Raw genomic sequence first — 22,617 nt, 5'->3', positions numbered from 1 at the left:
CGGAGAAGGCGAAGATGGGTAAGAGGCCTGCCGGCCGGAGATCGGCCCGCCGCCGAAGCGGGCAGGGTCTGGACCGCTCGATCCAGCCGGCAGGAGTACGGGCGTGACCTCACGCCGGTGCCGGCGGTTGGTCGCCTGCGCCGGTCGCTTCCTACGCGATGACCGATCCACCCTCGTTCTCCCAGCGGGCCGGGCTGCCGGCGATCCCCGCGCTGAACGCGGGATCGGGTGGCAGGCTCGCCAGGGTGAGGATGTCGTCGACCGCCATGCCGGCGGTTTCCTGGGCGGTGAGCTTGAGCACCGCCTTGGCGGCGCCGGCGGCGGTGCCCGGCGGGATGATCAGTAGGACGACCGGCTCGCCGGCGGCGAAGCTGAGAGTGATCACGCGCGGGTCGGCGTGGCGGAACCAGCCGATGCGGACCTGGCGCCCGCGTGCCGGGATGCGGCGTGGGATGTTCTGCCACGTATCGCGATGAACCCCGATGCGGAGCGTGGCGCGATCAAGCAGCCGGTCGACGGCGGCGATGAGATCAGGCAGCTCGGCGGCCGCGTCGCGGGAGCAGGGCCACCAGGCCCCGTCCACCACCGAGCGCCGATTCGGCACCGGGCGGAGACTGAGGCGTAGCGCGGAATCGACCCGAGGGATCGCGCAGGAGGCGGCACTGAGCGGCCTGGGTGGAGAGAAGAGTGTCGGCGTCATGATCTGCCTGACCCGTCCGGGCCCTGCGAAGAGGGCCGGTGATGGTTCGCCGGGGGCGACGCAGACCTGAATGCCAACGCTCGGAAAGTCCTCGGTACCCTCATCATACCTCACTACTTCCGGAATTGCTCCATTCCGGAAGTAGAATGAGTGAGTGACTTCCGGAAACATGCCCTCGGGGATCGCGGAACCGGCCGGAGTAGCTTCCGGAAACACACGCCGGTCGCGGGCCGTCCCGCTCTCCGCTCCCCACGCCGCCGTCCTGGCCGACTACACCGCCGCGCTCGAGCGCGCCCCGCTGGCCGACTCCACCAAGACCAAGTACGCCTCCCGGCTGCGCGGCTACCTGGCCTGGCTGGCCGACCAGGCAGTCGCCGGCGCCCTGGACGGCGACCCGCTCAGCGACCCGGTCGCGGCCACCGGCGCGGTCCTCGACTTCCGCCGCCATTTGAAGAACGGACGCCGCGCTCCCAACACCATCGACACCTACCTGTCGGCCCTGGACGACTTCTACGCCCGCCGCGGTCTCGGCAAGCCCCAGGCCCGCCGCGAACGCGACGCCCGCCGCACCGCCCCCCGCGCCCTGGACGCCCGGCGCGCCCGCCGCTACATCCGCCACGTCCAGCTCACCGCATCCCCCCGCGACAAGGCCATCGCCCTGCTGCCCTACCTCGCGGGCCTGCGCATCTCCGAAGTCGTCGGCCTGGATCTGGCCGACGTACGCCTGTCGGCCCGCAAGGGCGAACTACGCATCCGCGGAAAAGGCCGCGACGGCGGCAAGATCCGCATGCTGCCCGTCCACCCCGACCTGCGCCAGGCCCTGGCCGACTGGCTGGAGGCCCGCTCGGCCTGGAAAGGCGCCGCTACCCACACCGCGGTGTTCCTCAACCACCGCGGCGGCCGCCTGAGCGACCGCGCCGCCCGCGACATCATCACCGGCCTCGGCGACGCCGTCGGCCTGGGCGACGACCCCACCGAGCCCTTCAGCTCACACGTCCTGCGTCACACCTTCGCCACCCAGCTCATCCGCGACGGCAAGGACCCCATCCTGGTCGCCGAACTCCTCGGCCACGGCTCGTTGGACACCACCCGCCGCTACGCCCTGCCCAGCGAAGCTGACAAGGAAGCCGCTCTGGACGCCCTCATCACCGACCACTGACCAGAGCAACAAACCGGTTCGGAGCGGGTGGCGCGATTGTCACTCCAGATCTTCAGCTCGACTGGAGTGCGCCGCGTCCGCGCCGCGGCAGGCGAATGTGGAGGGCAACTGCCTACAGCGTTCGACGCCGGGCAGGGCCTCTTGGGACCCCCCTTGGAATTCTGGCGAAAGGAGCCGGCCGTGCCTGAGAATGTCGCACTGATCATTCGCTTCCACCTGATAGGCGGCGAAGACGTCTCCCTGATGAGCGGGGACTTCGACGGAGAGGCGGAGGCGGTGGCGGCGATCGCTCGTGCTATGGACGAGCGGCGCAGCCTGGTGTTGATGCGGGCGAGATATGATCGCGAGACCGACGTGAACGGCGTGGTCATCAACCTCGCCAACGTGGTGTCGGCGCGTGTGTCGAAGACGGACAGCGCCGAGGCGGGCCAGTACCTGTAGCGGCAGGCTGCCCCGACACACCCTGACGATTGGCCAGCCGGACAGGTTCTTGCGATGACGGCTGTCCTCCAGTATCAACCCCCGTCTCGGCGCCACCACCTACCCACTGACCAGTCCCTTCTCCCAGGCGGGGCGGGCACTGCCCCTTTCGGTACCAGATCATCCATGGTCCTGCCGTGCAGTCCAGCCCCAGGTCCTGACCAGTCAGCCGCCCCGCAGGCGAGCGAGCGCTGGCACGAGCGCCCCAGTCACTCAACACGGCAAGTCGCTGTTTCATAGGCCCTCACCTATGAAACAGCCGCCGACCTGGACGCCTTCTTCGCCGAACGAGGCGTGCGGTTACCGCGCCCGTCCCACCGCAACCGCACACTCCGCCCCGGCGAGCACCTGCTCAAGCCGATCCGCCGGCTCATCGAATCGGTCAACGACACCCTCAAAGGCCGGCTCGACCTCGAACTGCAGGGCGCACGCACCATAACCGGCATCGGCGCCCGCATCGCCCAGCGAATCCCGGCCCTGACCGCCGCCATCTGGCACAACCGCGCCACTGGCCAGCCCATCCCCCGATCACTGACCAGACTTGGGACTTACTCGTTTGGCTGTCGCGGGACAGGAGCTTCCTGGCGACGTACGGTCCGCCCGGCCACGCGAACCTCGTACTGCATCTGATCGCTTGACTCGGGGAGCGCGACCCGGCTCACGGGCCGCCAGGTGCTCCCGCGTCAGCGCCGGGAGGTGCGGAGGTGGATGCGTTCGCCCTGCTTGCCGAAGAGGCTGAGCACTTCGACGCTGCCGCGTCCGGCGGCGCCGAACCAGTGCGGGATCTGGCAGTCGAACTCGGCCGCTTCGCCGGCTCCCATGACGAAGTCGTGATCGCCCAGTCTCACGCGGAGCCGGCCGCGCAGCACGTAGAGCCATTCGTAGCCCGCGTGGGTCCGCAGGTGGGGCTGTTCGTCGTGCGCTGGAATGGTCATCTTGTACGCCCGTGGCTCTCCCTGCTGGCGCGACAACGGGATCAGCACCCGGCCGTCCTTTCTGGTGGGCTGCTGTGGCACGCGCGGGTCGAGTATCCGGGGTGCGGCGACGATCTCGTCGAGAGGGATGCCCAGCACTGCGGTGATCGGCAGCAGCAGCTCGAGGCTCGGCCTGCGCTGAGCTGACTCCAGCCGGGACAGCGTGCTGGTCGAGATGCCGGTGGCTCGCGCGAGGTCGGCCAGGCTGATGCCCTTCTTCTCGCGGGCGCGGCGCAGTCGAGGAGCGATCTGCTCTATCACGGCACTGACGCTCGGGTGGTCGTCCATGGGGGCAGTCAACCCATGTGTCCCGGAATCAGCAAAGAATTTTGCTGTTTCCGAGCAACTCTCCCGATCCTTTCGGCGGAGGTGATCCGCATGCAAACAACAACGGAGTCAACGAGCGGATCGATGTCAGAGGTGCTGGGGGGCGCGGGCTCGGCCGCCGCTGCCGACATGACCGGCCGGCTGCTCGAACGGGAGCTGTCCGCCGCCGTCTCGCCTCATGGGCTCGGCGTCGCGGGGGTGAGGTGATGGCCGGCACCACCGTGGAGACGTCCCGGAAGGCTGCCCCCGGTAGGTTGCCCGCAGGGGTGTACCTGCTCGGATTCAGCCTTTTCGCGATGGGGAGTGCGGAGTTCCTGTTGGCCGGCGTACTGCCGGCGGTGGCCGCCGATCTTGACGTCACGCTCGCATCGGCCGGGTTCCTGATCACCGCGTTCGCGCTGGGTGTCGTGGTCGGCGGGCCGCCCTTCGCCGTGCTGAGCCTGCGGTGGCCTCGCCGTACCGCGCTGGTGGCGACCCAGGGCCTCTTCGCGGCCGGCATCGTCGCCGGGCTGCTGGGGGACTACCAGGTCCTGCTGCTGACGAGGGCGGTTTCGGGCATCGCCTACGCGGGCTTCTTCGCTGTCGCCGCGGTGACCGCGATCAGCCTGGTGCCGCCGGACCGGAACGCCCGCGCCTCCGGAGTCGTGGTCAGCGGGCTCAGCGTGGCCATGGTCGTCGGCGGTCCCGCGGGCACGCTGCTCAGCCACTTCGTCCAATGGCGCGGCGGCTTCTGGGCTGTCGTGGCCCTGACGGTCGCCGGGATCGTGGGGTGCCACCTCGGGCTCCCCGCCGCCGGCTCAGGCGCTGACCGGCCCACCCGGCCGAGTGTCGCGCGGGAGCTCGCCACGATGCGGAAACCGGCGCTCTGGGGCATCTACGCGATCACGATCCTGACCACCGCGGCGTACATGATCACGTTCAACTACCTGGCGGCCATGCTCGCCGACATCACCGCCGTCCCCGGCGTCTGGATCCCGGCGATCCTCGCGCTCTTCGGGGTCGGCGCCTTCGTCGGTCTGTCCGTCGGCGGCCGCGTGTCCGATCAGCGTCCTCACCTCGCGCTTCTCGCCGGAGCATCGGCGATCGTGATCCTGTCGGCGGTGATGGTGGTCGCGATCCAGCAGGTCTGGGCGGTGGTGCCCACGGTGTTCCTGATGGGCGTCGCCGCGTTCGTGCTGAACCCCGCCGTCTACGGACGCGTCTTCGCCATCGCGGCCGACGCGCCGACCCTGGCGGGTGCCACCACCGTGTCGGCATTCCAACTGGGCATCAGCATCACCCCCGTCCTGGCAGCCGCCGCACTCACGCGAGGGGCGGCTCTCACCTCGGTCTGCCTGATCGGGGCCGCCCTCGCCGCGGCCGCTGTGCCGCTCGTTCTCCTGGACCGAGCACGACTGGTGCGCTCGACCCGACGAGTGGAGAAACCGGCAGGGTGAACGGCTGGGTCTGCTGAACCGCATGCGCATTAGCCTGGTGAGACATCCTATGTCTCACCAGGCACCAGTTCCGCGGTGAGGCAGCATAGGCAACGAACACACCGTACCTGTGAAGGTTCTGGCTCACGCTCGCCCGATCCCAGCAAAGACAGATCCCACCTTTGCATCCTGAAAATGCCACATCAGGGACGTTCTCGTGTCCAGCCCCCCTTACATCGGATGTCTACCCGTCAATTAACGACCTCGGATTAGGAAAGTTTACTAAAAAATGGAGCGTTCCAAGATCTGACATCTGTTGACGGTCGTGACTATTTGTGGGAACACCATGAAAAGCTCCCATCTTTTCTCCCACGATCACACCCTCAGCAGGAGCGCCCCATGATCTTACGAAGGCCCCGGAGACACGCCGCCGTCGCCCTGCTCGCCCTCCTCGCCGCCCTCCTCGCCGCGCCGCCGCCCACGGCCGAGGCGGCCGAGGCAGCCAAGGCGACCGAGGCGACCGAGGCGACCGCGGCCGCCTCCCGGTACGAGGCCGAGAGCGCCACCGTCTCCCAGGGGGCCGTCGAGTCCAACCACACCGGCTACTCCGGCACCGGCTTCGTCAACGGCGACAACGTCGCTGGCTCCTTCACCGAGTGGACCGTCAACGCCCCCGTCGCCGGCACGGCCACCCTGTCCTTCCGCTACGCCAACGGCACCGCCGCCGACCGGCCCAGCGACATCGCCGTCAACGGCACCGCCGTGGCCGCCGGCCGGGTGTTCGCCGCGACCGCGAACTGGGACACCTGGGCCACCGCCACGCTCACCGTCCCGCTGGTCGCCGGGGCCAACAAGGTCCGGGCCACCGCCTCCACCGCCGGCGGCGGGCCCAACCTCGACCGGCTGCGCGTGAGCGGCTCCGCCGACACCGTGAAGCCGACGCCGCCCGGCCGACCGGTGTGCGGCGACATCACGGACGACAGCCTCCGGCTCGACTGGCCGGCCTCGACCGACGACATCGGCGTGGTCGCCTACGACATCTTCCACCAGGGCACGCAGATCGCCACCGCGACCGCCCCGCCGTACACGCTGACCGGCCTGAACCCCGACTTCGCCTACCAGCTCTCCGTCTTCGCCCGCGACGCGTCGGGGAACGTGTCGGCGAGCAGCCCCGAGGCGAACTGCCGGACGCTGCCCGCCCCCGCCGACGACCCGCCGTCACAGCCCGGCCGCCCCACCGTCACCGGGGTCCGGCCCACCTCCGCCACCGTCGCCTGGGCCGCCTCCACCGACGACGGCGGCGTGCGCGCCTACCTCGTACGCGACCAGGGGGGCACCGTCCTGCAGACCGTCACCGGCACCCCGCCGGCCACCACCGCGACGGTCCCGCTGGAGTGCGGCCACACGTACCAGCTCGACGTCGTCGCCCGCGACACCGCCGGACAGCTCTCCACCCCGAGCGCCGCGTCCGCGAGCTTCACCACCGGCGCGTGCGGCAGCGTCCCGCAGTCGCCCACCACGGTGGCGAGCGGCTGGGACGTGCCGTGGGACGTCTCGTGGGCGCCGGACGGCTCGTTCGCCCTCGTCACCGAACGCGACACCTTCCGCGTGTACAAGGTGACCGCCGCCGGCGCCAAGGCGCAGGTCGGCACCGTCCCCAACGTCCAGACCACGGACGGCGAGGGCGGTCTCATGGGCGTGGCCATGTCGAAGACCTGGAACGGCACCTCCGACCAGGACGTGTTCTTCATGCACACCGCCGCCGAGGGCAACCGGGTGGCGAGGATGACCTTCAACGGCACCGCGCTCAGCGGCTACACCTCGATCCTGCAGGGCATCGACAAGAACAGGTACCACAACGGCGGCCGGATCAGGTTCGGCCCCGACGGTTACCTGTACGTCACGACCGGCGACGCCCAGCAGTCCGGCAACGCCCCGGACCTCGCCTCGCTCAACGGCAAGATCCTGCGCATCACCAGGACCGGCGCCGCCGCGCCCGGCAACCCGTTCGGCACGCGCGTCTACAGCTACGGCCACCGCAACCCGCAGGGCCTGGCCTGGGACTCCGCCGGCCGGCTGTGGTCCTCCGAGCTGGGCAACTCCTCGCGCGACGAGCTGAACCTGATCCAGCCGGGCAAGAACTACGGCTGGCCCACCTGCGAGGGGACGTGCGGCACGTCCGGCATGACCAACCCCAAGTACACCTGGAGCGTCTCCGAGGCCTCGCCCAGCGGCATCGCCATCGTGAACGACACGGTGTTCATGGCGGCCCTGCGCGGCCAGCGGCTGTGGCGCATCGTGCTGAACGGCGAGAACGTCTCGACGGTCAACTCGTACTTCAACGGCACGTACGGCCGGCTGCGCGCGGTGGAGAAGGTGCCGAACGCGAGCGCCATCTGGTTCGGCTCCACCAACTCCGACAACAACGGCAGCGGCGCGGCGGACGTGATCCGCAGGACGGACATCCGCTGACCGCCGCCGGACCACCCCCTGAAAGAACCCCTGAGAATCTCCGAGACATCAACCCGAGGCAGGACACATGGACATCTCACGACGCCGGTTCGGCGCGTTCCTCGGCGCCGCCGCCCTCACCCCCGCCCTCTCCGCCGTCCCGGCCCGCGCGGCCGGGGCCGCCCGCGCCGCCAGCCTGCTCCCGTCCGGGATGCGCTGGCAGCTCCTGTGGTCACCGTCGGCGTCCTCGGACGGCATGAACGCGTGGGAGACCGTCGAGGACGACCGCGCCGACTCGCACCCGGCGGGTCAGCCGCACATCCGCCCCGACGGGAACGACTACCGCTTCACCATGCACCTGGCCGACCGCGACACCAGCACCGACAGGCAGCGCCAGGAGGTCACCGGCAACCGCACGAGCGGCGGCTACCTGAAGTGGAAGTCCGGTGAGCTGTGGCGGGTCACCTATTCGATGTACATCCCGAGCACCCTGAAGGCGACCACCACCTTCACCCACATCTTCCAGACCAAGATGCCGGGCACGGGCACCGGCCCGATCACCGTCACCTCGCTGCGCCGGGTGAACGGCGCGCAGACCATCGAGCACAAGGTGTTCGAGCCGGACATCCTGGTCGGCAGAACCGACCTGACACCGCTCCAGAACACGTGGATCGACATCGACTACGAGCTCAGGATCGGCGACGGCGGCGCCGGCGGGGTGCGCTGGGTGGTCCGCAAGGGCGGCGCCACGGTGGTGGACGCGGTCAAGACCGGCGTCGACACGTTCCTCGGCGACCGGGTCCGCCCGAAGTGGGGCATCTACCGCTCGCTGGGCGACAGCTCCGGCTCGCTCCAGGACTGCCACCTGCTGCTGACGAACCTGCGCGCGTACAAGGCCGTCACATGAACCTCCCCGGGCGCGACGGGCCGAGGGCCCGGCGCGTCACGGGACCGGCCGTCGACCCGGCTCCCGGCCCATCGTCCACCCCCGCCCTCCTGAGGAGCCGCCCATGAGCCGATCCCGCCGCATGGCGTTACCCGCCGTGCTCGCCCTCCTGCTCACCTTCCTGGTCGCGGGAACCGCCCGCGCCGAGCTGACCCATCCCCGCCAGGCGTTCCTGCGCTCCGCCGTCGGCGGCCTGTTCCTGCACTGGGGCATGCGCACCTCACCGCAGCACACGAGCTGCTCCGCCTGGGAGTCGGCCGTCACCGGCGGAGGCTGGAAACCCGACTACTGGGTCAACGAGGCCAGGAAGCTGCACACCCAGTACATCGTGCTGGCCACCTTCCACTCCCGGCTCGGCTACGCCCGGCCGTACCCCTCCGGCATCCCCGGCTCCTGCCGGACGAGCAGGGACTTCCTCGGGGAGCTGATCGACGCCGCCGACGCGCGCGGGCTGAAGGTCATCCATTACATGACCGACGACCCGCAGTGGTGGAACGAGGGCCTGTCCGCCGGCCAGTCGTGGCTGGACTCGGCCGCCTACTCCGCCTACAAGGGGCACACCGTTGACCTGCACACCCGCGACGGGTTCGGCGAGTACAGCTACGACCTGTTCGTCGAGCAGATGGCCCGCTACCCCAAGCTGGCCGGCTTCTGGATCGACAACGACAACGCCTACTGGGAGCGCAACGGCCTGTACGAGCGGATCCGCCGTGACCGTCCCGACATGACGCTGTCCAACAACAACGAGGACACGCCGATCATGGACATGATCAGCAACGAGCAGAAGACGGGCATGACGCCGGACTACGACTACCCGCAGGCGGTCTACACGGCGCTGCCCCGGCTCACCGAGGCCGATTTCAAGCTGCCCACCGCGGGCCCCTGGTGGTACGGCGGGTCGGACCAGGCCGTCGACCAGCGGTTGACGCTCGGCCGGCTGATCACGAACGTGGGCTCGTCCGTCAAGGCCCTCATGGCGGAGACGCCGATGAAGGCCGGCCGCATGCCGCCCGCGCAGGAGGCGTTCAACACCTTCGCCGACGGCTACCTCGGCGCCATCTGGGAGTCGATCGGCGGCACCGAGGGCGGCGGCTACCTCAACGGCGGCCTCGATCCCGGCTTCTGGAACTCGGGCGCGCACGGCGTCACCACCGTCAGCCGCGCCGACCCGAGCCTGCACTACGTCCACGTGCTCACCCGCCCGTCCGGGAGCACGCTGTCGCTGCGCGACAACGGCTACCGCATCGCCTCCGTCACGAACCTGCGCACCGGCGCCGCCGTCTCCTTCACCCAGTCCAACGGCTCGCTGAAGCTCAGCGGCGTCTCCTCGTGGGACCAGTACGACACGGTGTTCAAGGTGGTCTCACGCGGACGGGAGGGGATCCTCTCGGGCGTCACCCTGTCCGCGTCCGCCTCCGCGAGCGGCCACCCGGCCTCCCACGCCGGTGACCGCGACTACCTCACCTACTGGGACGCCGGCTCCGCCGAGCCGGTGTCGCTCCGCTTCGACCTCGGCAGCGCCAAGCCGATCCGCTACATCGGCCTCAACCAGCGCGAGGACTCCACCACCTACCCGGCCTCCAACTCTGCCCGGATCAACTCCTATCGGGTGTACGTCAGCTCCGACGGCTCCACCTGGGGCAGCGCGATCAAGACCGGCACGCTGCCGAACCAGCGCGGCGTGCAGGTCATCGACGTGCCCGCCACCACGGCCCGGTACGTGCGGCTGGAGAAGGTCAGCACCCACGGCGCCGCCCGCCTGCGCGTGGACGAGGCGTGGATCGGCGGCTCCTACGCCCGGCCCGCTCTCGCGTAGGCTCCCGGCCATGCGGGCACTGGCTGGGGTGGACGTCGGGACGACGCCCGTCAAGGTCGCTTTCCCCGACGACCCCGGCCGGTGCCTGGCCGAGGACCGCCGGCCCACCCCGCGCGACCTCCCCGGCCTGGTGGCGGCCGTGGCCGGGGGCCTGCGCCGGTGCGCCGACCGCACCGGACGCCCGCCCGAGGCCATCGGCGTCACCGGCATGGCCGAGACCGGCGTGCCGCTCGACGCCGGTGGCCGCCCCCTCACCCCGCTCATCTGGTGGACCGACCCCCGGGGCGCCGAGGAGGCCGCCGAGCTGGCCCGTGACGAGGTGGCGCTGTTCGCCGTCACCGGGCACCGCGCCACCGCCAAGACGCCGCTGGCCAAGTGGCTGTGGTTGCGCCGCCACGAGCCGGCCGTACTGGACGGCATGCGCTGGTGGGCCGGCGCGCCCGACGCCGTCGCCCACGCGCTCACCGGCGCGCTGCGCACCCACGAGACGCTCGCCGCCCGCACCCTCGCCTACGACCCGGCGAAGGGCGCGTACGACGCCGGCCTGCTCGCGCTCGCCGGCCTCGACCCCGACCGGCTGCCGCCGCCGGCGCACGCCGTGGAGCCGGTCGGCGGCGCGGTGGCCGGTCTCGACGGGGTGACGGCCGGGACGCCGGTGGTGATCGCTGGCCACGACCACGCGGTGGGCTGCTGGGCCGCCGGCGTCCGCCGTCCGGGCGACGCGGGCGACTCGCTGGGCACGGCCGAGGCCGTCATGGTCCCGGCCGCCGCCCCGCCGGGCCCCCGGGCGGCCCTGGACCTCGGGATCACGGCGGACCCGTCCCTCGACGGCCGGCACGTCATGCTGGTCGGCGGCCTGCCCAGCAGCGGCGCGCTGCTCGACTGGCTCCTCGCCCTCCTCCTGCCCTCCGCCTCCGCCGCCGACCGGTACGCCGCGCTGCCCGGCCTGCTGGAGGACGTGGCTCTGCCCACGGGCGTCCTCGCCGAGCCGTACCTGCGGGGGCGCGCCGCGCCGGCCCCCGCCCCCGGCCGGCGCGTGACGCTGTCGGGGCTCGACGCCGGCCACGGGCCCGGCGACCTGCTGGCCGCCGCGATCGAGGGCACCTGCCTGCACACCCGGTGGACGCTGGCCGAGCTCACCGCGCTGGCGGGGACGGAGGTCCGGCGGCTGGCCGTGTTCGGCGGGCAGGGCAGGGGCCCGCGGGGGGTGCGGGGCAAGGCGGCGGTGCCCGCCCCGCCGGTGGGGGGGGTGCCGGCGGGCGACGCGGGGGGCGCGGGCGCCGCCCTCATCGCCGGGCACGCCGGCGGCTCCCTCGATGCCGTCCCGGTCCTGCCCCGCGAGCCCCTGCCCCGCGACCCGGCCCTCGCCACCGCCTACGACGCCGCCTACGAACGTTTCCTCGCCTCGGCGACCGCCCCACGTCCCCCGTACGGACGGGAAGCACGGTGACGGCGCCCCGTCCCGCCACGCCCCGACCCGGTGAGAGGGGAGCCGCCGCGAGGATCGCGATGCCGCACACCAAGCCCACCACGCCACGCTCGTGCCCGCGCCCGCGCCCGCGCTCGCCGCGCCGCGTCCCTGAGCACGGGGGAAGAGCCGGCGGGAGCGCGTGGTTGCAAGGGGCGTGGAGGAGATCGACGTCGTGGTCATCGGCGCCGGGCAGGCGGGACTGTCCAGCGCGTACTTCCTGCGCCGCTTCGGCCTGGACCCCCTGGTCCTGGACGCCGCCGAAGGGCCCGGCGGGGCGTGGCGGCACCGGTCGCCGACGCTGACCATGGACAAGGTCCACGGCGTCTTCGACCTGCCCGGCAGCAGGCGCGACCGGACGGCCGGCGGCGACCGCCCGGCCGCCGCCGTGGTGCCCGCCTACTACGACTCCTACGAGCGCGGTCTCGGCCTGCGCGTGCTCCGCCCGGTCGAGGTGAGCGCCGTCACACGCGGTCCGGGCGAGCGGCTGACCGTCGCCTCCGGCGCGGGGGAGTGGGCCGCGCGTGCCGTCGTCAACGCCACCGGCACCTGGACCCGTCCCCACTGGCCGTACTATCCGGGCGCCCGCGACTTCCGGGGCAGGCAGCTCCACTACGCCGGCTACCGGGGGCCTGAGGAGTTCCGGGGCCTGCGGGTGGTCGTGGTGGGCGGCGGCAGCTCCGCCGCGCACGTCCTGTCCGAGCTGGCCGGCGTCGCGGCGGGCACGCTGTGGGTGACCCGCCGCCCGCCGCTGTTCCGGGACGACGACTTCGGCGAGGACGCCCGCCGCGAGGCGGTCGCCCAGGTCGAGCAGCGGGTACGCGCGGGGCTGCCGCCGCAGAGCGTCGTCAGCGTGACCGGCCTCGGCTCCTCCACGGTCGTCCGCGAGGCGATGGAGAAGGGCGCGCTGGAACGGCTGCCGATGTTCGCCCGGCTCACCCCGCACGGCGTCGCGTGGGCCGACGGCACCGAGGAGGACGCCGACGCCGTCGTCTGGGCCACCGGGTTCCGCTCGGCCCTGAACCACCTGGCGCCGCTCCGGCTGCGCGAGCCGGGAGGCGGGATCGCGGTGGACGGCACCCAGGTGGTGGCCGAGCCCAGGCTCCAGCTCGTCGGCTACGGCCCGTCGGCCAGCACGATCGGCGCGAACCGCGCGGGCCGCACGGCCGCCTCCAACGTGCGCCGCCTCCTCACAGCCGCCACCCGGGCCGCGTGAGGCAGCACTCGGCGGTTCGCGCAAGGGGAAATGCCCATCATGTCGAGGTTGCGGGTGCGGCAGGCCCGTGCCTCGACACGGGGCGTCACTGAGAGGTAACGTCCCGACATCAGGATCTTTATCGCGTAAAAGGCTTGGATATCGGGTCGGGAGGTGCGCCGTCATCGTGACGGAACGCGACGTGACGGGGCCGAACCACGTCAAGGGTCCACGCAAGACGAAAGGCCGATGCGGCTTGACCGGCGCACGCGACCTGACGGGGCCAGTCTTGACGGGGCAGGACGGAGAGGCGTCCCCCCGCCCGCCCGGCCACCACGACGCCCCCGCGCCACCGGCCCCCATGCCCCGGCGGCAGCGCGACCCGTTCCAGGCCGCGCTGAGTCCCACGGCCAGGCGGGCGGTCGCGGGCGGGCTCCTGCTCGCCACCGTGGCCGCCCTCGCGGCGGCCCTCGCCATCTGGAACGGCCGCCCCGCCGACGGAGCCCTCTACGCCCCCGAGCAAGCCGCCGCCGAGGGAGCCGCCGTCTCACCCGTCGCGCAGGCCGCCGCTGGGCGAGCCGCCGTCTCACCCGTCGCGTACCCCGCCGTGTCAGCCGTCACGAACGCCGCGATTCCCGGCGGAGTGGTGTGATCCCCTAATATCTACCCTCGGTAAGAGGGCGTTCGCCGGACCGTCACGGATTTCGGCCGGCTCCGCCCTGCGGCACGGCCGAAGGAGAAGCGTGGCGGTTGCGTCCCCCGCCGATCGGCGGCGCAGCCCGCTCGGAACCCTCCACCTCCCCTTGGCGCTGGTCCTGACCCTGGCGGGGACCATGACGGGCCAGCCGGCGCAGGCCGAGCCGGCCTCACGGTCCCCACGCGCGCAGCCCCTCGTCCGCCCGGCGCAGGCCGCGCCGAAACCCACGGTCAAGCAGCTCAAGAAGGAGCTCGCCGCGCTGCAGAAGGACTCCGACCGGCTCATCACCGACTACTACAACGGCCGCATCGCGCACGAGAAGGCCGAGAAGGCGGAGAAGGCCGCCAAGGCGCGGCTCGCCGCGGCCCAGGAGGTGTTCGACCGGGAGTCGTCGGAGCTGCGCGCGATGGCCGTCGCCCAGTACACCGGCGCCGTGCCCAGCGAGCAGGAGCTGATCTCCAGCGTGGACCCGGGCGCGCTGCTGGGCCGGCTCGCGCTCACCCGCCACCTCGCCGACCGGCAGCACGCCAGGTTGACCGGTTTCGCCCGGGTCAGGGACGAGCACGCCGCCGCCGAGGCCGAGGCCGCCGCCCGCACCGCCGAGCTGGCCGACCAGATCGAGGATCTGGCCGGGAGCAAGGAGAAGGCGCAGAAGCAGATCGACAGGATCAAGGACAAGATCGACCAGCTCTACCAGGCGCCGGGGGTGCGCCGCTCGGACGGCACCTGGGTGCCGCAGCTCCCCGAGGGGCCCGACCACATCACGCCCCGGATGCGCCTGGTCAAGGCCCTCGTCCAGGAGCGCTTCGACGTGCCGTTCGGGATCGGCTGCTACCGGACCATCCAGGACGGCGGCGAGCACCCGCTCGGGCGGGCGTGCGACTTCATGCTGAGCCGCGGCGGCGCCATGCCGACGGCCGCCGAGGTGGCGCGCGGCAACGAGATCGCCGCCTGGGCGATCAAGAACTCCCAGCGGCTGGGGATCATGTACATCATCTACCGGCAGCGCATCTGGCACGCCCGGAGGGGAACCTGGCGGATGATGTCCGACCGTGGCGGCGCCACCGCCAACCACTACGACCACCCGCACATCTCGGTCTACTAGCCCGGCGAGGCCATGGACGTGATCTTCGCTCACGTCCGGAGGTGAGCTCAGCGGCTGCGGCCCCGGGGCCGCAGCCGCGTGCCGGGCAGGACGGGCGCGGGCAGCGGATCGCCGTCGAACCCCTCCACCGTCCCGAACCCCTCGCCCTCCATCCACTCCTTGCGGAACGCGACGATCTCGTCGTGGTCGCGCCCCACGAAGTTCCACCACATCACGATCTCCTCGGCGAACGGCTCGCCGCCGATCACCAGGACCCGCCCGTCCCCGCGCAGGGCCAGGCTCGTACGGCCCGGCGGCACGTACAGCAGCGGCCCCCGTTCCAGCGGCTCGACCTCGCCGTCGAGCAGCAGCAGCCCGTGCTCGAACCCCGGGTCGAGCGGCAGCTCGGCCGTCCCCGACACGGTGACCTCCGCCCCGGTCAGCGGCGTGAGGGACGTCGCCGGCGACCTCTCCCCGGCGAACGACCCCATGACGACCGTCGCGCCGAAGCCCGGCCCGGACACCCGCGGCAGCTCCGCGTGGTGCTCGAACCCCGGCTCCATGCCCCGGGCCTCGCCGGGCAGCGCCACCCACAGCTGCACCCCGTGCAGCAGCTCCTCGCCCGACTCCTCCGAGTGGGAGATGCCGCGCCCGGCGGTCATCAGGTTGAGCTGTCCCGGGCGTACCACCTGGAGGCTGCCCACGCTGTCACGGTGCAGCACCTCGCCCGACAGCAGCCAGCTCACGGTCTGCAGGCCGGTGTGCGGGTGCGGCGGCACGCGCATCGTGGCCACCTCGGGCCCGTAGGCGTCGACGAAGCACCACGCGCCGATCATCCGGCGGTGCACGCCGGGCAGGGTCCTGCTCACGCGCATCGCGCGTGGCCCGCCCAGCGGCACCTCCCTCCCGGTGAGCAGCTCGGTCGCGCCGCCGTCCGCCGCGCCGCACCGGACCATCTCGCCGGGGTCCCGCTCCAGGTTGCTCATGCAGTGACTGTACGGCGGGATCTCCGGTCATCAGGCCCCGGCCTCCGAGGTCGGGCCGTCAGGAGAGGGTCTCCCACCAGCCGTCCACGGCCGGGGCGGCGTCGGGGTCCACGGCCTCGCCGGGTCGCGGCACCGCGATCGACACGTCGCGCGCCTTGGCCTCCCGCCACAGCCGCTCCACCGGCTCCGCCCACGGGTGCAGCGCCAGCGTGAACGTCGCCCAGTGGACCGGCAGCAGCAGCCGGCCGCCGAGGTCGAGGTGGGCGTTGACCGCCTCCTCGGGGTTCATGTGGATGTCCGGCCAGGCGGGGCTGTAGGCGCCGATCGGCATGAGGGTCAGGTCGAACGGCCCGTGCGCCGACCCGATGCCGCGGTAACCCTCGAAGTAGCCGGAGTCGCCCGCGTAGAAGACCCGGCGGGTCGGCCCGGCCACCACCCACGAGCCCCAGAGCGTGTCGTTGCGGGCGAGCGTGCGCCCGGAGAAGTGGCGGGCGGCCGTCGCGACGAAGCGCAGCCCCGCCACCTCGGCCTCCTCCTCCCAGTCGAGCTCGATGATCCGGTACGCGGGCACGCCCCAGCGCTCCAGGTGCGCGCCGATGCCCAGCGGCACCAGGAACGGCGCCTTCTGCGTGGCCGTCAGCGTGCGGACCGTCGCCATGTCGAGGTGGTCGTAGTGGTCGTGCGAGATCGCGATGGCGTCCACCAGCGGCAGGCCCGCGAGCGGCACCGGCACAGGGTGGTGCCGCTTGGGCCCGACGAGCTGCGAGGGGGAGGGGCGCCGGCTCCACACGGGGTCGAACAGCACCCGCCGCCCCTCGATCTCCACCAGCGTGGAGGCGTGGCCGTACCAGATCGCGCGCACGCCGTCCGGCGGCGCCTCGCCCGCGGGCGGGACGCGCAGCGGCACGGGCCCGGCCGGCCGGCGCTGGTCGCGGTCCTTGGCCAGCTCGCCCAGCATGTTCGCCGGCGGGGTGTTCAGCACCTCCGTCGTCTCGGGCATGGTGTTGACGAACGCGCCGTCCCTGAACTGCGGCGAGCGCCTGATCCGCTCGGCCCGTCCGGGCCCCGAGTTCAGGGGCCGCACGCCCAGTTCCGCGGGTACGTCGCGCAGGGCCCACCCCGCCGCGGCCAGGGCCGCCCCGCCCATGAGGATCCGTCGTGCCGTCCGCAGTGCCGCCATCCGTTCACTCTCCCCTGGAAGTATGTTCCGTCCTGCTCAACCGAGCGGGGCGCCCGTGGTGTTCCCGATTACGACGATATATCGCGATAGATTCATGCTGCCTTGATCGTTCCGCCGTCGATGACGTAGCCGGCGCCGTTGACGCTCGCGGCGCGCGGCGAGCCCGGACACGTCACCAGGGCGGCGACCGCCACCGTTGGACGAACCTACCGGTCGCCGTCCCGCTGCCCGGCGGCACCCCCGCGAGCGGTTGCTCGTGCCTCAGGCGCGGCGAGGCCGCGAGAGCCGCGCCGCACCCCTGTGGATCTTCGCATATCAACGTGGGCGATAGGGCGACAGGTCCAGCGGCGGGCGCTCGCCCAGCGCGAGGTCCGCGGCGAGGCGTCCCGCGAACGGCCCCGCCGTCAGCCCGTACGCGCTCAACCCCGTGGCCACCACCACCCGCTCGCCGGCGCGGCACACGAGCGGCGGCCCGCCCGCGTGCACCGGACGCAGCCCCACCCGCACGTCCGCCATGGTCGCCCCGGCCAGCCCGGGCGCGAGCCGGAGCCCGGCGCGCAGCACCTCGTCCAGCCCGCCCATCGTGACGCGCGGCGCGAAACCCACGTCCTCGACCGTCGCCCCCACGACCACCCGCGAACCCGGAAACCCCAGCAGGTAGGGGCCGTTGTGGGGGAGCACGATCGGCCACCCGGCCGTGTCGGCGCCGTCGAGGGTCGCGTGCACGATCTGCCCCCGCCTCGGGAACACCGGCACCTCCACCCCGAGCGGCCCGCACACCACCCCGGTCCACGCCCCCGCCGCCACGACCACCACATCGGCCGCAACCCTCTCCCCATCGGCGGCCTTCCCACCGGCGGCCTCCCCACCGGCGGCCTCCCGACCACGGGTCTCAGAGCCAACCGCCGGACGATCGCCGGAGCCGGACGCGGTGCCATCACCGGAGACGGGCGCGGGGCGATCGGCGGAGAGGGGCGCGGCCTGCCGCCACGACCCACCGCCGTCCGTCTCCACCCGCCCCGGCATGCCCGTCCCCGAGCCCGCGAACGCGCCACCCTCCCCGGGCCGCCCTTCCCGCAGACACTCGGTGGGGAGGCCCGCGAAGTCATGGGACGACGCCGCAGCCCCCGAGGCCACCAGCACCTCGCCCTCCGCCGTCAGCGTGGCCGTGCCGGTGCGGACCTCGGCCCCCTGCCGGACCGCCGCGCGCAGCAACGCGTCCCGTACGGCACGGCCGTCGACGCGGGCCGCGCCCGGCACGTGCAGCGCGCTCAACCCGGCCGCCAGCGGCGGGAACAGCCGCGACGGGTCCGGCACCACGGTCACCTCGCCCATCTCGGGCGCACCGGCCCGGCGGCGTTCCAGCAGCGCCCGTACCGGCTCCAGCTCCGCCGTATGCTCGGCGACCAGCAGCGCCCCCACCCGCTCGTACCCGATGTCCTCGCCCAGCGCCTCCACCAGCTCGGGGTAGTGCCGCGCGCCCTCGCGGGCCAGGGCGTACCAGGCGTCGTCGCCGGGATGGTCCACCCACGGGCACACGATCCCCGCGCCGGCCGCCGTGGCCTGCCCCGCCAGCGCCGCGTCCACCACGATGACGTCCGCTCCGCGACGGCTCAGGTGGTAGGCCGCGCTCGCCCCGACGATCCCGCTTCCGATCACTACGACCCGCATGCCGCCATGATTCCAGCCCGCCCCGGACCACCACCCGGCGACCGCCCCGGACAAGGACGCGAACGGCCCGCCCAGGCGACCGGAACCCTCCGCCGCAGGTCCGCCGGGATGTACGAGCCGACGCAGGGCGACAACCCCGCTGACGACAGGGTCTTCGCCCCCAAGGGCCGGCGATCATAGGACGACGGCGTAGAGAGGGTGATGTGGTGTTCGAGGGCGTGGAGGACGTGCCGTGGAAGCGGCTCGGGTTCGGTGGGACGGGTTCGGTGCCCGGCCTGTTGCGTGAGATCGCGGCGGCGCCGTCGGGCAGTCGCGCGGAGTCGCCGGTACGGCGGCTCTGGCACGGGCTTCTCCCCACCTTCGAGCCCCGCGAGGTCGTCGGCGCGGCCCCCTGCCTCGTGCCGTACCTGGTGGAGGCGGCCGGGGTCGCGAGGCAGCCGCACCGGGGCCTGGTCCTGGACCTCATGACGGGCATCGCGCTCAGCGCCCCCCACCGTGACCCGTTCCGGGACCCCCGTGCCGGGCCCGAGCCCGATCACGCGGCACTGGCGCGTGCGGCCATGGTCGAGTGCGCCGGCGCGCTGGTGCTGTCGCTGGACGACGTCGCGCCGAAGGTCGTGGTGGCGGCGGCGCGGCTGCTGGCCTGCCTGCCTGAGGCCGCGCCGAGCAGCGTCCCGGCCTTACGGGCGCGAGCCGAGAAGGGCGCGCGGCGGGCGGGCGACACCGGAGCGGTGGCCTGCGTGCTCGCCGTGGCATGGCTGGCGGCGGCCGAGCACGCGGACTGGTTCGCGGGGCTGCTCGCCGCCGGCGTCGCGCAGCGTGACGTACGCGCGGCCGCGGCCGCGGGGCGGGCCCTGGCCGCACCCGAAGCGGCACCGCCGAGCGAAGCGGTGATCACGCTGCTGGCCGACGCGGAGGCCGACCCGAGGAGGGTCTTCCACCGCATCCCCTGGCACGGCGATGGCATGACGCCCCTCGGGTCGGCTCTCCTGCGTGCCGAGCGCTGGCATCGCGCCCTGGCCCGGGAGCTGCTGGGCCGCCCGGAGCAGAGGGAGACAAGCCCTGCCCTCCTCACCGCCCGCCAGGCGATCGGCGCCTGGCGGGCGTCCCCGGCTGAGCTGCTGCCGATGCTCGCCGACACCGTGCGGGACCTCATCGCGGACGCGCCCGCGCGACCACGCAGGCGCGAACGCGGCCGGCGGGACTCGCTCGCGTACGCGGTCCGGGTGATCTCCGAGTCCGGGCAGGCCGCCGCGGCGCAGGCCGACCTGCTGGCCGGGATGCTGACCGGCGACCCCGCCGAGCCGTGGCCGGAGGTGGCCGCTCCCGCTGTGGAGGGCCTCGCCAGGCTCGGTGACGGCCGCTGCGTGCCCTGGCTCGTCGCGGCCCTCCTCGACGAGTACGGCCACGTCGAGCATCTCGACGTCTCCGACATGATCCCCGCCATGGTGGCGCACGCGCCCGCGCTGACACCGGCCCTGCGAACCCTGCTCGGCCCTTCGTCACCCTCAGGTGGCGGCGGCATGCAGGGTGTGGACTGCATGGACGCGCTGGTCTCGTGGGGCGAGGCCGCGGCGCCGGTGGTGCCGGCGATCGCCGCCCGGGCTCCCGGCATGTACCTTTCCGTCGCGTTGCCGCTGTTCGGGGCGGTCGGCCCGGCGGCCGCCGAGGTCCTGCCGCGGGTGCTGGCCCTGCTCGACGACGAGCAGTCCCGGCACGTGGCGGCCTGGGCGGCATGGCGGATCACCGGCGAGCCGGGACAGGCGGGACAGGCGGCGACCCTGCTCACCGAGCGCCTCGCCCGCCTCGGACCTCATGCGGCGGACGACATCGCGCCGCTGCTCGAACAGCTCGGCCCCGCCGCCGGGATCGCGGTCCCCGTCCTGCGCGAGCAGCTCCACGACGCCGAGTGCGGCGGACAGGCCGACCAGGTGGCGCCGGCGCGGGCGCTGTGGGCGATCACCGGCGAGAGCGAGGGGCTGGTCGCGCCGCTGCTGAACGCCATCACCGTCAGGCCCCTGCCCACCGCGGGCCACCGAGGGCAGGCCTCCGGGCTGCGCGCGGTCGAGGCCCTGGGCCTGATGGGCCCCGCCGCCGAGCACGCCGCACCGCACCTGGAGCTCATCGCGAACGGCCGGGCCCGCGTGACGTCCTGGGACGTCTGGGCCGACGAGCGGTACCAGCACGCCGCCCGTCGTGCGCTGGCCCTCATCCAGGGGTGACACCGCTCGTGAGCGGATCGCACCCGCCGCCTCCGCCGACGTCGACGCGGACGTCCTCGGGCGCGGGCAGGCGCGGTCTCGGCTAGGGCTCCGGCTGGGGTTTCTCCAGATGCTCCACGCAGCGCGAGAGCAGGGCGACCAGCAGCTCCCGCTCCTCATCGCTGAAGGCGGCGGCGAGTCCCCGTTCGACGCGTACGGCGCCGGAGTCCGCGGCGGCCATCACCCGCTCGCCCTTCGGGGTGAGGCGGGTCTCCAGGATGTTCTTGTGCCACTCGTGCGGCGTCCGCTCGATGAGTCCCTGCTCCTGAAGGTTCTTGAGCACGGTGTTCATCGTCGGAGGCGTCACGCCGCACGCCCGGGCCAGCGCCGCAGCCGAGATGCCGGGGTTCTCCTCAAGGTGGAGCAGCGCGGCGTACTGGGGCACGGTCAGGCCGGCGGGCCTGAGTACGGCGTTCTTGGCCGCGTTGAGCGCTTGCTCCGCGCGCTTGAGATGGAATCCCAGACGCTCGGGCGCGGGCATTGACGTCATCTCCGCATGTTAACGACCCTGTCGGATAGGCGTTGACGAACATTAGAGCTCTAACTATCGTATGTAAGCGTTCAAATAGACGCACACCTTATGGGGTCTCATGTCCTTCCTCCGTTCCGCCGGCGTCGCCGGCACCGCCCTGGCCGTCCTGCTCACCGGTGGCGTCACCGCCGCCCAGGCCCACGCCACCGCGCCGGCCGCTCCCGCCGCGCTGACCGCCGCCGCCCCTGTCGAGATCTCCACCGCCTTCGAGCTGCCCGGCAACCGGGTCTACCCCGAGGGCGTCACCGCCGACCCGCGCACCGGTGACCTGTACGCCGCATCGTTCACCGACGGGACCGTGTTCAGGATGACGCGCGGAGACCGAGTCGCCGAGACGTTCCTGCCGGCCGGCGCGGACGGCCGGCACACCGCCAACGGGCTGGAGGCCGACCGGGCCGGCCGGCTGTGGGTCACCGACTCCACCAGCGGCGTCGCCGTCTACGACATGCGCACCCGCGCGCTGCTCGCCCGGTTCGAGGTCGCGGGGGAGGAGCCGAGATTCGTCAACGACGTCGCCGTCGGGCCGGACGGCAGCGCCTACCTCACCGACAGCGTGCGGGCCGTCGTCTACCGGGTGACCCCGCGCCAGCTCGCCCGGGCGCGCGGCGGTCGGGCGCGGCTCAGGCCGTACGCGGATCTGAGCGTCCTGCTCGGGCCCGTCGCACCCGGGACGTACACGTTGAACGGGATCGTCGCCGACCCCGCCGGCCGCTACCTGCTGACCGCCGACATGACCGGCGGCGGCCTCTACCGCATCGACCTGGCCGGCAGAGCCACGGGAGCCACCCGCGCCGTCCGGAAGGTCGCGCTGGAGGGAGGCGACATGGTCCACGCCGACGGGCTCGAACTGCGGAGCGGAACCCTGTGGGTGGTGCACAACACCGTCAACGCCATCAGCCGGTGGCGCGTCGCGCGCGACGGCTCGGCCGCCCGGGTCGAGAAGCGGGTGACCGACGAGGCTCTCCAGCTCCCCACGACGCTGGCCTGGCACCCGGACGGTCTCTACGTCGTCCGTTCGCAGTTCGACAAGGGCGGCCCGATGGGGGACGGCACGCCGACCCTGCCCTTCACCGTCGCCCTGGTACGAGGGCTCTAGGAGAGCAGAACGGAGACCACCTGGCGCGGACGCGCCCCCGGGAAACGGGTGGACACGTCCGGCGGGGCGTCACTAGGGTGTGGCCTCATGTCCAGCCCCGAGGCGTCAAGACGCTAGCCGCCGGTCGTCCGGTGGCCTCTTCCGACGTTGCCCGGCACCCCTCCCGCCCGATGCGGCCC

General features: G+C 72.9%; 19 protein-coding genes. 13 read left to right on the top strand and 6 right to left on the bottom strand.

Annotation, left to right across the window (positions count from 1 at the left end):
- Positions 1-151: 151 nt before the first annotated feature.
- A complete protein-coding gene (locus tag MTP10_RS15905) occupies positions 152-700 on the bottom strand; it encodes a DUF5994 family protein (RefSeq protein WP_310710206.1) in 549 nt (182 codons plus the stop codon).
- A 154-nt stretch (positions 701-854) separates the two neighbouring features.
- On the opposite strand from MTP10_RS15905, the gene MTP10_RS15900 reads away from it, so the two are divergent.
- A complete protein-coding gene (locus tag MTP10_RS15900) occupies positions 855-1,859 on the top strand; it encodes a tyrosine-type recombinase/integrase (RefSeq protein WP_310710055.1) in 1,005 nt (334 codons plus the stop codon).
- A gap of 180 nt (positions 1,860-2,039) precedes the next feature.
- Complete coding sequence (locus MTP10_RS15895) at positions 2,040-2,300, top strand: hypothetical protein (protein WP_310710054.1); 261 nt, start codon at positions 2,040-2,042, stop codon at positions 2,298-2,300.
- Between the two features lie 722 nt (positions 2,301-3,022).
- Here MTP10_RS15895 and MTP10_RS15890 read toward each other — a convergent pair.
- A complete protein-coding gene (locus MTP10_RS15890; protein ID WP_310710052.1) occupies positions 3,023-3,601 on the bottom strand; it encodes an XRE family transcriptional regulator in 579 nt (192 codons plus the stop codon).
- 123 nt (positions 3,602-3,724) lie between these two features.
- On the opposite strand from MTP10_RS15890, the gene MTP10_RS15885 reads away from it, so the two are divergent.
- The 9 genes from MTP10_RS15885 to MTP10_RS15845 all read left to right on the top strand — a co-directional run bounded on the left by MTP10_RS15885 (position 3,725) and on the right by MTP10_RS15845 (position 14,733).
- Complete coding sequence (locus MTP10_RS15885; protein ID WP_310710050.1) at positions 3,725-3,847, top strand: hypothetical protein; 123 nt, start codon at positions 3,725-3,727, stop codon at positions 3,845-3,847.
- The gene (locus tag MTP10_RS15880; protein ID WP_310710048.1) at positions 3,847-5,076 is read left to right on the top strand and encodes an MFS transporter; all 1,230 of its coding nucleotides are present in this window, start codon (positions 3,847-3,849) and stop codon (positions 5,074-5,076) included. The genes MTP10_RS15885 and MTP10_RS15880 overlap by 1 nt, the downstream gene beginning before the upstream one ends.
- Positions 5,077-5,454: 378 nt before the next feature.
- A complete protein-coding gene (locus MTP10_RS15875) occupies positions 5,455-7,527 on the top strand; it encodes a PQQ-dependent sugar dehydrogenase (RefSeq protein ID WP_310710046.1) in 2,073 nt (690 codons plus the stop codon).
- Between the two features lie 67 nt (positions 7,528-7,594).
- Positions 7,595-8,413, top strand: coding sequence for a hypothetical protein (locus tag MTP10_RS15870; protein ID WP_310710044.1), 819 nt, complete (start codon positions 7,595-7,597; stop codon positions 8,411-8,413).
- Between the two features lie 103 nt (positions 8,414-8,516).
- Positions 8,517-10,268 carry a discoidin domain-containing protein gene (locus MTP10_RS15865; RefSeq protein ID WP_310710042.1) on the top strand — a complete coding sequence of 584 codons (1,752 nt, stop codon included), beginning with the start codon at positions 8,517-8,519 and terminating at the stop codon, positions 10,266-10,268.
- Positions 10,269-10,278: 10 nt separating this feature from the next.
- The gene (locus MTP10_RS15860) at positions 10,279-11,718 is read left to right on the top strand and encodes an FGGY family carbohydrate kinase (RefSeq protein ID WP_310710040.1); all 1,440 of its coding nucleotides are present in this window, start codon (positions 10,279-10,281) and stop codon (positions 11,716-11,718) included.
- A gap of 160 nt (positions 11,719-11,878) precedes the next feature.
- Positions 11,879-12,952, top strand: a complete 1,074-nt coding sequence (locus MTP10_RS15855; RefSeq protein ID WP_310710038.1) for an FAD-dependent oxidoreductase — start codon at positions 11,879-11,881, stop codon at positions 12,950-12,952.
- Positions 12,953-13,220: 268 nt separating this feature from the next.
- Positions 13,221-13,583, top strand: coding sequence for a hypothetical protein (locus MTP10_RS15850; RefSeq protein WP_310710037.1), 363 nt, complete (start codon positions 13,221-13,223; stop codon positions 13,581-13,583).
- 91 nt (positions 13,584-13,674) lie between these two features.
- On the top strand, positions 13,675-14,733 hold the full coding sequence (locus MTP10_RS15845) for a hypothetical protein (protein ID WP_310710036.1): 1,059 nt from the start codon (positions 13,675-13,677) through the stop codon (positions 14,731-14,733).
- 47 nt (positions 14,734-14,780) lie between these two features.
- Here the strand turns inward: MTP10_RS15845 and MTP10_RS15840 are convergent, their stop codons facing one another.
- The 3 genes from MTP10_RS15840 to MTP10_RS15830 form a co-directional block, all read right to left on the bottom strand.
- Complete coding sequence (locus MTP10_RS15840; RefSeq protein WP_310710034.1) at positions 14,781-15,698, bottom strand: pirin family protein; 918 nt, start codon at positions 15,696-15,698, stop codon at positions 14,781-14,783.
- A 58-nt stretch (positions 15,699-15,756) separates the two neighbouring features.
- Positions 15,757-16,878 carry an MBL fold metallo-hydrolase gene (locus MTP10_RS15835; RefSeq protein ID WP_310710033.1) on the bottom strand — a complete coding sequence of 374 codons (1,122 nt, stop codon included), beginning with the start codon at positions 16,876-16,878 and terminating at the stop codon, positions 15,757-15,759.
- Between the two features lie 315 nt (positions 16,879-17,193).
- Positions 17,194-18,549, bottom strand: a complete 1,356-nt coding sequence (locus MTP10_RS15830; protein ID WP_310710031.1) for an FAD-dependent oxidoreductase — start codon at positions 18,547-18,549, stop codon at positions 17,194-17,196.
- Positions 18,550-18,755: 206 nt separating this feature from the next.
- Here MTP10_RS15830 and MTP10_RS15825 point away from each other — a divergent pair, with 206 nt between their 5' ends.
- A complete protein-coding gene (locus MTP10_RS15825) occupies positions 18,756-20,771 on the top strand; it encodes a hypothetical protein (protein ID WP_310710029.1) in 2,016 nt (671 codons plus the stop codon).
- A gap of 82 nt (positions 20,772-20,853) precedes the next feature.
- On the opposite strand, the gene MTP10_RS15820 is transcribed toward MTP10_RS15825, so the two are convergent.
- Positions 20,854-21,300: a MarR family transcriptional regulator gene (locus MTP10_RS15820; RefSeq protein WP_310710027.1), complete on the bottom strand. Its 447-nt coding sequence runs from the start codon at positions 21,298-21,300 to the stop codon at positions 20,854-20,856.
- 100 nt (positions 21,301-21,400) lie between these two features.
- Here MTP10_RS15820 and MTP10_RS15815 point away from each other — a divergent pair, with 100 nt between their 5' ends.
- Positions 21,401-22,438, top strand: a complete 1,038-nt coding sequence (locus MTP10_RS15815; RefSeq protein WP_310710025.1) for an SMP-30/gluconolactonase/LRE family protein — start codon at positions 21,401-21,403, stop codon at positions 22,436-22,438.
- Positions 22,439-22,617: the final 179 nt, after the last annotated feature.

The sequence above is a fragment of the Nonomuraea sp. 3-1Str genome (assembly GCF_031570565.1).
Taxonomy (GTDB): domain Bacteria; phylum Actinomycetota; class Actinomycetes; order Streptosporangiales; family Streptosporangiaceae; genus Nonomuraea.
Note: the sequence above shows the minus strand (reverse complement) of the source record. Positions and strands in the feature narration are given on the sequence as shown.